Genomic DNA, 9,865 nt, shown 5'->3' with positions numbered 1-9,865 from the left:
TGTAGTAGATGAATGGCATCACCATTTTCCAAAGCCAATTGATGTAGGTGCTTAAATGTCATTCTATATTCTTTCAGGCTTAATCACAGGGTTACTGCTCTAGTCCGTCAGATATATTACAATAAAAGGAAAATGGTTTAGCTTTGCTGCTTTTCTTAGTTATCTTGATGGTCTCTATGTTTGAAATTATACTATTAAAAAAACATGTAGATCAGAGGGAGAACCAGTGAAGAAAAATTGGAATGAAGAAGAGCTTTTAGCAAACTTTATGTTAATGCCAAATGAACTACATCTATCTATGGGGAATAAAACAGAAACGAACCGTTTGGGCTTTGCCGTGTTACTAAAGTATTTCCAACAGAAAGCTAGATTCCCTAGCCAAAAGCAAGACATCCCAAAAGTAGTGATCGAGTACATAGCGAAACAGCTTGATGTTTCGCATGATCAATTTGATGAATATAGTTGGGGTGGAAAAGAAAAGACTTATACCCGACATCGAAAAAATATAAGGGATTTTTTTGGATTTCAGGAGCTTACACGTACAGATAATGATCGTTTGGGACAATGGTTAGAAGAACAAGTTCAGTCTACACATGATACAGACTATTTAAAAAACCAAGCATACAGTCTCTTTCGTAAATGGAAAGTTGAACCTCCTTCTATTGGGAGCTTAAAGCGTATGATTGACTCTGCCATTGATACTTTTGAAAAGAGCTTATATAAAATGACATATCAGCAATTATCTGCTAAGACGTGCACTCGGTTAGATGCTTTACTTGAGTCCCATGCTGATGAGGATTCTGATGGAGAGGAAACCGACATTTTAACTTTTCGTCAACTATTATCTTCTCCTCGTAAACCAAGTGTAAATGCGATGGAGATGGAGGTTAAAAAACTGTTAGCTATACGACATCTCCAAATTCCTAATGGTTTGTTTCATCATATGACTCCAAAATTACTAAAGAAATATCGACTTCGTGCAGCTACTGAGACTGTAACGGAATTGCGAGCACATCCAGCACCCATTCGCTACACCTTACTTGCCATCTTATTTTGGCATCGTCATGCTGAAGTTATCGACTATTTAGCTGATCTGTTGGATGAAATCACTCTCAAGTTCGGAAATAAGGCCAAGAATACTACCCGTAAAGAAGCAGTAGAAGAGTTGGAAAGGGTTCAAGGGAAAAATAAACATATTATCAACTTATTAAAAGCGACGGTTAATCATCCAGATGGAATTATTCAAGATACTCTATATCCGATTGTAGGCGCTTCAACAATTCGGGATATTATTAAAGACATGACAAGAAATCACCGAGAATACAAAGAAAAAATCTATATAAAGATGCATTCTTCCTATCGGGGGCATTATCGGATTGCTTTCTGTAATATCTTAAAAAATCTTACGTTCAGATCTAATAATCAATCTCATCAACCTGTCATTGAAGCTCTTCAACTAATTCGAGAATATGGTGATAGTGGTCAACGTTTTTTTGCAGCTAATGACGAAGTTCCTATTGAAGGAGTGATCCAGCCCAAATGGAAGGATATCATTATTGAGACGGATAGTAAGGGAATGGAGAGGGTTAACCGAATCAATTATGAGATTGCTGTTTTACAAACACTTCGAACGCGCCTCCGGTGTTTTACCGTTAATATCAATAACATGTGTTGTATTATCGATTTTACGAGTACTGATGTTAGAATTTACTTTATCAAAAGATAATGTAGAACTGCCCCACATTTCATTAAATTCAACCTCATATATACCAGCTAGTTCTGGCCAATTGATTTCTACAACATGTTGTTGGTTACCATCTAAAATTCCTTGTTCCATATTCGTTTCAGAACCATAGGTCCTAAAATTACTCTCAATCCTTACTTCTTTATTAAAACAAGTATAAAATGATTCCTACTTCAAATACTAAAAAAAAACTATTGAAGGATATGATTCAAATGACACTCCATCTAAATAAAAATAACTGCCCTAATTATGAAAAAATTAAATACATCCTCAACGAATCACCAGACTTAATGTGTAGAACACTTGAAGTTGGTGGAGATTGTCTCGAAGTTATTTTCATGAAAAATTTAATTAAACAAGAGTTTCTAAATGAGTATGTAATTAAATACATTCAACAACTTCCGATAGAATACATAACTTACTCTTATTTATTGAAAAACATACCAATGAACGAAGTAAAGAAAAACCTTAAGGAACAAGAGATTATCTCTTCCCTCTTAAATGGATTCGCTTATATTTACTTATCAGACGAAAGTAAAGCATTTATGGTAAATTGCGCCAACCCTATTGAAAGATCTATTGAGAAAGCAGAAACAGAATCATTGGTATACGGTCCTAAAATATCGTTTACAGAATCATTATCTTCTAACATTAAAATTATAAGACGAAATCTAAATGATTCTAATTTGTGTACAGATGAATTAAAAATAGGAGAACGTGTTAAGAAGCAAGTAAGAATTATATATCTTAAAGATATAGCGGATGATGACACACTTAAAACACTTAAGGAGAAGTTTGAAAATATAAAAACTGATAATATAAGTGACAGTTCAGTATTGGCACAATGTCTTGAAGATAATCATTACTCATTTTTTCCACAGTTTATATTAACAGAGTTGCCCGATAGATTCCTCTACTCTATTTTAAACGGACGGATTGGTGTTCTTATAGATGAAAGTCCAATTGCTATTATTGGACCTGCTAATTTTTTTTCGTTTTTTGAATCAACAGAAGACATATATTTGAGATGGTCCTTAAGTACTTTTATAAGATTTATACGATTATTTGCTATGGCAGGGTCACTATTTCTTACAGCATTTTATGTTGCAACCATGACATTTCACTCTGAACTAATTCCATCTAAATTGTTACTTATAATTGGGCAATCACGTTCACAAGTTCCTTTTCCACCTTTGCTAGAAGCACTTTTACTCGAATTATTAATTGAATTACTTAGAGAGGCTGGGGCACGCCTTCCGTCAAAAGTAGGGCAAACAATGGGGATTGTTGGAGGTATTGTTATTGGCCAAGCAACTGTTGAGGCAGGTTTAACTAGCAACATTTTAATTATTATTGTGGCATTTAGTGCATTAGGGGCATTTACGGCTCCTATTTATGAAATGGGCACTGCTATAAGAATTGCTAGATTTCCTTTCATTATTCTAGCAGGTGTTTGGGGATTAAATGGGATTATTATCGGTGTCTGTGTAATGATGGTCCACTTGTTAAAATTGACATCATTAAACAAACCTTATCTTGCACCTCTATACCCTTTTAGGATTAAGGATATAAAATACTTCTTAATACGTCTACCCCACCATTTTTATATGAGACGTCCTGTTGTCAATCGCCCAAAAGATTCATTCCGCACAAGGTGGAGATTTAAAAAAACAGAAAAAGATTTAGATGAATTTTGAGGTGGATAATGAAATCAAATATTAGTTTTGTAAATGCCTATATGGCTTTCTTTATCATACACACTTCGCAAATTGGTATGGGCATACTTGGAGTCCCGAAAATTATTTATCTTGAATCTAAGAAAGATGCTTGGATCTCAGTTTTACTATCCGGTCTATTCATTAGTATTATCACTTGGATTATTATTAGCATACTTAAAAAACATGGAAACTGTAATCTTTATGAAATACACGAAAATTTATTTGGTCGCTTTATAGGAAGTATCATCAATACCTTAATTGTCATTTACTTTATTGCTGTACATTACTCTATCATCATCAGTTATGTTGAATTGTCCCTAACATGGGGATATGAAGGAGTTTATGAATGGGTAGGCACTTTAGCACTATTATTAATAACAATTTATGCAGTATCAGGTGGATTCAGAGTAGTTGCAGGGATATGCTTCTTATCCTTTTTAATGACTATATGGCTGCTATTTGTGATGTATCAACCACTTGATTCCATAAACTTAACTAGAATTTTACCCATCATGTCGACAACTCCGTCAGAAATGATGAAAGGAGTTTTTAAAAGCAGTTATACAATGTTGGGTTTTGAGACTTTATTTTTTATTTTTCCTTTTATAAAGGAGAAAAAAAACTACTTCTATTCAGTCAATTAGCAATCTGGTTTACCACACTTCTTGTTTTAATTGCAACTGTTATTTCCATATTATTTTATAGCCCTAAAGAATTAGAAAAACAGATCTGGCCTATTGTCAGTATGATAAGCGCTGTCCATTTTCCATTTATTGAGCGCTTTGAATCTATAGCAGTTTCATTATGGATATTAGTTATTTTTCCAAATTTATGTATAATCCTATTCATTTCTTCCAAAGGAGTTAAACAAATATTTCATTTAAAACTAAAACATGGAATATGGGTAATCTCAATAATCATTTTTATCACGAGTTTTTTTATCACAAAAAGAGTCGACAATAACCTTTTGATTGATAAAGTTGGTCAAGTAGGCTTTTACCTATGGTTTATCTATCCAATATTCTTATATTTCATTTCAATCATTAAATCTAAAATCTTTTCACGTTCAAAACGGAGTTGAAAAAATGAAAATACGGCTTATTCTACTTTGTGTCTTTCTCTGTACGGCATGTATGCCACCTGAAAAAATATTAGAAAGGCAAGGAATTTCAACTATTATTGGTTTTGACTTACTTGATGAGAATACATACAAAGGCACTATTAGCTTGTTACAATTCGACCGTAAAGAAGAAAAGACGAGTGTAACCATTTCTGCCGTCGGAACTACAAGCAAACAAATAAGACAAAATTTAGAACAACAGACAAGCCACCACCTTACTTCTGGTCAATTAAGGACCATACTGTTTAATAAAAATATGGCAGAAACAGTAGGAATTTCTTCTTTTCTGGATACTATGCAACGAGATAGCAGTATCAGTTCTTTAATCTTTTTGGCCATTACTGATAATGCTGAGGAGACGATTAAAAATAAAAACTATGAAGAATATCCCGAAATGGGATCCTATATCTATCAACTATTGGATAAACACGAAAAGAAAGAAATGTTAGTCAACTCCAACTTGCATGATTTTATTTCCACACTATATGAAATTGGTATCGATCCTACCTTACCTATTCTATCGAATGAGAATGGTGTAGCACCCTATTTAGATGGGGTTGCATTATTTAGGGATGATAAAATAGTTGGTTCTATTTCCATGAAAAAAAACCTGTATATAAAATTATTCACCAATCATAATGCTTTTTTGGGGGATATAACTTTAAATATTCCTGCAGAGGTATTAGAAGAAAAGGGAATAAAACTAGTCGAAAAGCAAAAAGGAGATAAATTTAATATTACAATTCACCCAATAAAGTACCGCGGAAATGTTGAATTATCTCAGGAAGAGTCGGTTAATTTAAATGCATCTATTTTAGTTTCAACTATAGAATTACAGCCTTCTGTTACTCTTAAAAATAAGGAATCAATAAAAAAAATGGAGCTAATAATTGAAGAAGAACTAAACAAAGAATTCGGGGATATTCTTGAGGAGTTTAGAAAATTAAATACTGATCCAATTGGCATTGGAAGAAAAATAAAAAGTATAAGAAAATATTCCAATTTAAATGAAAAAGATTTGAGAGGAAAGTATTCCACATTAAATTTAAAACCAAATATTAAGGTAGAAATAAAACGAACTGGGGCAGTTGATTAGTTCACGAATTACTTGTGAAGAACCTCATTTACTTATGAAGAGCTCACCGAGGTTGATATTAAACTTATCTTCCAATAGTTCAATAATTGTATGTAAAACCATAATTAACTACAATCCTTATTCAACAATCTGGCCCTATTGCGGAACAAAAATAAAAGAGCTCTCTTCAGTCATACTGCGGCTGGTTAGTTTAATAAAATTAGCCCCATAAACGGACATTTATGGGGCTGGTCCTTATTGGAGCAAAACACACTCTATTTACCCTGATCTTTGGTACCAAAACTCATTCCCAAAATCAAAGTAACATTTTTAATAACAAACACCGTTTTTGGTGCTAATATATTCATATAAATAGTTTTTAGTAGGTGATTAATTATGATTTTTGGTTACGCGCGAGTGAGTACGGAGGAACAAAACCTAGATATGCAAGTTGATGCATTAACACAATTCGGGGTTGAGAAGATTTATAAAGAAAAATTAACTGGCACACGAAGAGATAGGCCTCAATTAGAAGACCTTTTAAAAATTTTACGAAGTGGCGATAAAATTGTTGTATATAAACTTGACCGTATTTCACGTTCCACAAAACATTTGATAGAACTGAGCGAATTATTTAACGATATGGGTGTACATTTTGTATCAATTACTGACAGTATTGACACTTCAACCGCAATGGGAAAGTTTTTCTTTCGTACAATGGCAAGCATCGCTGAACTAGAAAGAGATATTATTAGTGAACGAACAAAGTCTGGTCTTCAAGCAGCAAGATCAAGAGGAAAGAAAGGTGGGAGACCTACTAAGAAAGAAGATAAAGTGGAAATGGCTGTTAAGATGTATAAGAGTAAAGACTATACAATTAAGCAAATTACAGTGGCGACTGGTATCAGTAAGACCACGCTGTATAGGTATTTAGACAAGGCGCTATAGGGTTGCCTCAGTAATTTAGTTATTAACGATTTGTAAAGATCTTATCGATTAAACCGTATTCTAAAGCTTTTTCTGCTGTCATGAAGTTGTCGCGGTCTGTGTCGCGTTGTAGCACTTCAAGTGGTTGACCAGTGCGGTCAGCAAGAATTTGGTTTAGTTTTTCACGTAAGAATAGGATACGTTTAGCAGCGATTTCGATTTCAGTCGCTTGACCTTGTGCCCCGCCAAGTGGTTGGTGAATCATTACTTCACTGTTTGGAAGTGCATAACGTTTTCCTTTTTCACCTGCTGCAAGTAAGAATGCACCCATAGATGCAGCCATACCGATACAGATTGTTGATACTTGCGGTTTAATAAACTGCATTGTATCGTAAATTGCCATACCTGCTGTGATAGAACCACCAGGGCTGTTGATGTAGATGTGAATATCTTTTTCTGGATCTTGAGATTCCAAGAATAAAAGCTGGGAAACGATTGAGTTAGCTACGTTGTCATCAATTGCGCTACCAAGCATAATGATGCGGTCTTTTAATAGTCGAGAGTAAATATCGTAAGCGCGTTCTCCACGATTTGTTTGTTCAATTACTGTAGGAATTAAATTCATCTGTTATTTCCTCCTTATAAAGCTTTCTTAGTCTTATAATACAATTATGGTCAATAAAGGTCAAACGAAACCACTTTAAATCAAAAAAATATGTAGTTGTACCATGAAATATTCGCTATGTTTTTGAAATTCCCTGCTTATGTATCTTCAACATCATAACCGAATTACATAAATTTAAACGTTATAAAAACTGTAGAAAAAAAGAAAAGAACGCCTTTTGACTGAAGCGTTCTTTCGATATCTATTCTTTTAAAAGATAGGTTACTTTATTTAAAATCTTTTCGATTTGTTTCGCGTTTTTACTATACATTTCGCTCGCTGATTTCGACTTTGTTTCTAAGGAAAATAGTTCAAGATCAGCATGACATTTTTTTAATGATGCTAATAATAAAGGTTTGTTTTGAGGAGAAGGCATTTGTAGTTTGTCATTATAAATGTCGATAGTCAGTTGTCCGTATGAATCAACTTGACCGAGAAAGACATTTTCGATAACAACACCGAGCTTTTCTAGTTCAGCATGTAGCCAAGCGCGGTTATGTCCACTTGCGGATAGCGGTTCATCTAAGACATTGCCATCCATAATAACAGTTTGTGGTTCTTTTTCGTTTGCTACTTTTAAACCGATGTCTTTTGCTGTGAGTGGTTGGCGATCTTTCTTTAATAATACATTTAATTCTCCGCTCGGTTCTAGTACAGCAAATTCAACATCAGCTACGCTGAAGGCATCTTTTCCACGAAGAAGTTCCAGTAATTCGTCACTTGTATATTTTTCTTTCTTTAAGTTGTCTTCGAGTATCTTTCCATCTTTTATTAATACGGTAGATTTCCCTTCAAAGAAGTCCCGAGCTGTTTTGTTCTTTAAAGAAAGGATTCCTGTTAAAAAAGGTACCACAGCGAAAATGAGTATCGCAAAGACGCCGTGAAAAAATTTTGAATCGAGCCCTGTAGATACTTGGGCAGCGATGGCACCGATTGTCATTCCGGCTATGTATTCAAAAAAGGAGAGCTGAGAGATTTGTCTTTTCCCTAACCATTTCGTAATAGCGAATAAAATAATTAATATGAATACAGAGCGAAGAATGACAAGTGTCCATTCCGGCAGGTGAGACATAGTCATTTCCTCCAGTCTACTTAAAACCCTTTATATTGAGGTTCTTCACGTTCTAATACTGAAACTCTATTTTGTAAATCCGCGATGATGCTCTCCATTTCTAACATACATTCATGAAATACACGTTTTGATTTTGCGTCCTGTGAATGTAGTGAAAGGGAGCTCAAACTTGCTTGAGCGCCCCTTACACTAGCAAGGCAGGTTTTGACGCTAGCGATAACTGTCATACGAACACCTTATCCTTTCGGTTTGAATAGCAATGCTCCGATGAAGCCGAAAATAATAGCTGCGGATACACCGGCGCTTGTTACTTTAAACATGCCGGTAATAACGCCAACGATGCCATGTTTTGCAGCTTCTTCCATTGCACCGTGAACGAGGGCATTACCAAAGCTTGTAATAGGTACAGTTGCCCCAGCTCCAGCGAAATCAATTAATGGTTCATACAAATTGAATCCATCTAATATAGCTCCAGCAACAACGAGTGTTGCCATTGTATGAGCTGGTGTTAGCTTTCCAACATCAAACATAAGTTGGCCGATTACACATATAAGTCCGCCAATGACGAAAGCCCAGAAAAAAATCATTGCGTTGCACCTCCAAATTCAATCGAAACGGCATGAGCGATACACGGAATCGTTTCTTCTTGTTGGAATGTAAGTGGAGATAGTAAAGCGCCTGTCGCAACGACAAGTATTTTATTAAACTCTCCTCTTTTCATTCGGTTTAATAAGTGACCGTATACGACCGTTGCGGAACACCCTGGTCCACTAGCGCCAGCGATGACAGGTTGCCCTTCTCTATAAATGAGCAGCCCGCAATCTTGAAACTGTTCGCTCGTTACTTTCGTTCCGTGTTTATGTAATAAGTCATAAGCAATTTCGCGTCCTACATGTCCGAGGTCACCCGTTACGATTAAATCGTAGTAAGAGGCATCAATTTGTCGTTCGCGTAAATGGGCTTCAATTGTATCAACGGCAGCTGGAGCCATTGCACCTCCCATATTAAATGGATCTGTTAATCCCATATCAACCACTCGTCCGATTGTGGCAGATGTTACCCTAGGACCGTGTCCAGTATCGCTTAAAATAGCAGCTCCTGCTCCGGTTACTGTCCACTGCGCGGTAGGTGGTTTTTGCCCACCATATTCGGTAGGATAGCGGAACTGTTTTTCTACAGCTGTATTATGACTGGATGCACCAGTTAATAAATATTTTGCGCCTTTTGCATTTACGATACTTGCACCAAGTGCTAAACCTTCCATAGAAGTAGAACAAGCGCCGAATAGTCCGAGATAAGGAGTGCCCAGTGTACGGCAAGCAAAGCTTGTAGGGGTAATTTGATTAATTAAATCGCCTGCGAGTACAAATTGAATATCGTCTTTACGAAGTTTTGCCTTTTCAGTAGCGCGGCTACAAGCTTCTTCGAACAAAATTTTATGTGCTTTTTCATAGGAATCTTGTCCGAGCCATAAATCTTCATGGAGGGTATCGAAGTCTTCTGGGATTTTGCCTTTAGCTTCAAACGGCCCGCCAACGACTCCCG

At 35.6% G+C, this 9,865-nt stretch carries 8 protein-coding genes and 2 pseudogenes; 5 read left to right on the top strand and 5 right to left on the bottom strand.

The annotated features are described in order from the left end of the window. Positions 1 to 226 precede the first annotated feature (226 nt). The 5 genes and pseudogenes from KVT31_RS29030 to KVT31_RS29010 form a co-directional block, all read left to right on the top strand. Positions 227 to 1,645: pseudogene (locus tag KVT31_RS29030) on the top strand (DUF4158 domain-containing protein); the annotation flags it as partial. 311 nt (positions 1,646 to 1,956) lie between these two features. Further along, positions 1,957 to 3,441 carry a spore germination protein gene (locus KVT31_RS29025; RefSeq protein ID WP_000172443.1) on the top strand — a complete coding sequence of 495 codons (1,485 nt, stop codon included), beginning with the start codon at positions 1,957 to 1,959 and terminating at the stop codon, positions 3,439 to 3,441. Positions 3,442 to 3,449: 8 nt separating this feature from the next. Then, positions 3,450 to 4,543: pseudogene (locus KVT31_RS30820) on the top strand (GerAB/ArcD/ProY family transporter). A 4-nt stretch (positions 4,544 to 4,547) separates the two neighbouring features. After that, the gene (locus KVT31_RS29015; RefSeq protein WP_000702268.1) at positions 4,548 to 5,678 is read left to right on the top strand and encodes a Ger(x)C family spore germination protein; all 1,131 of its coding nucleotides are present in this window, start codon (positions 4,548 to 4,550) and stop codon (positions 5,676 to 5,678) included. 375 nt (positions 5,679 to 6,053) lie between these two features. Continuing rightward, on the top strand, positions 6,054 to 6,605 hold the full coding sequence (locus tag KVT31_RS29010) for a recombinase family protein (RefSeq protein WP_000576160.1): 552 nt from the start codon (positions 6,054 to 6,056) through the stop codon (positions 6,603 to 6,605). Positions 6,606 to 6,627: 22 nt separating this feature from the next. Here KVT31_RS29010 and clpP read toward each other — a convergent pair whose 3' ends face one another. The 5 genes from clpP to spoVAD all read right to left on the bottom strand — a co-directional run. Next, the gene (gene clpP / locus KVT31_RS29005) at positions 6,628 to 7,209 is read right to left on the bottom strand and encodes an ATP-dependent Clp endopeptidase proteolytic subunit ClpP (RefSeq protein WP_001049162.1); all 582 of its coding nucleotides are present in this window, start codon (positions 7,207 to 7,209) and stop codon (positions 6,628 to 6,630) included. Positions 7,210 to 7,450: 241 nt separating this feature from the next. Then, on the bottom strand, positions 7,451 to 8,320 hold the full coding sequence (locus KVT31_RS29000) for a DUF421 domain-containing protein (RefSeq protein WP_065382636.1): 870 nt from the start codon (positions 8,318 to 8,320) through the stop codon (positions 7,451 to 7,453). 20 nt (positions 8,321 to 8,340) lie between these two features. Then, positions 8,341 to 8,547, bottom strand: coding sequence for a DUF1657 domain-containing protein (locus tag KVT31_RS28995; protein WP_000215902.1), 207 nt, complete (start codon positions 8,545 to 8,547; stop codon positions 8,341 to 8,343). Between the two features lie 9 nt (positions 8,548 to 8,556). Continuing rightward, positions 8,557 to 8,907, bottom strand: coding sequence for a stage V sporulation protein AE (gene spoVAE / locus KVT31_RS28990; protein ID WP_000575919.1), 351 nt, complete (start codon positions 8,905 to 8,907; stop codon positions 8,557 to 8,559). Continuing rightward, positions 8,904 to 9,865: stage V sporulation protein AD (spoVAD, locus tag KVT31_RS28985; protein ID WP_217613685.1), on the bottom strand; the 962-nt coding region annotated here is incomplete at its 5' end. The genes spoVAD and spoVAE, both read right to left, overlap by 4 nt.

Origin of the sequence: Bacillus sp. GbtcB14, from assembly GCF_019091205.1 — a bacterium.
Taxonomy (GTDB): Bacteria; Bacillota; Bacilli; order Bacillales; family Bacillaceae_G; genus Bacillus_A; species Bacillus_A cereus_AG.
Note: the sequence above shows the minus strand (reverse complement) of the source record. Positions and strands in the feature narration are given on the sequence as shown.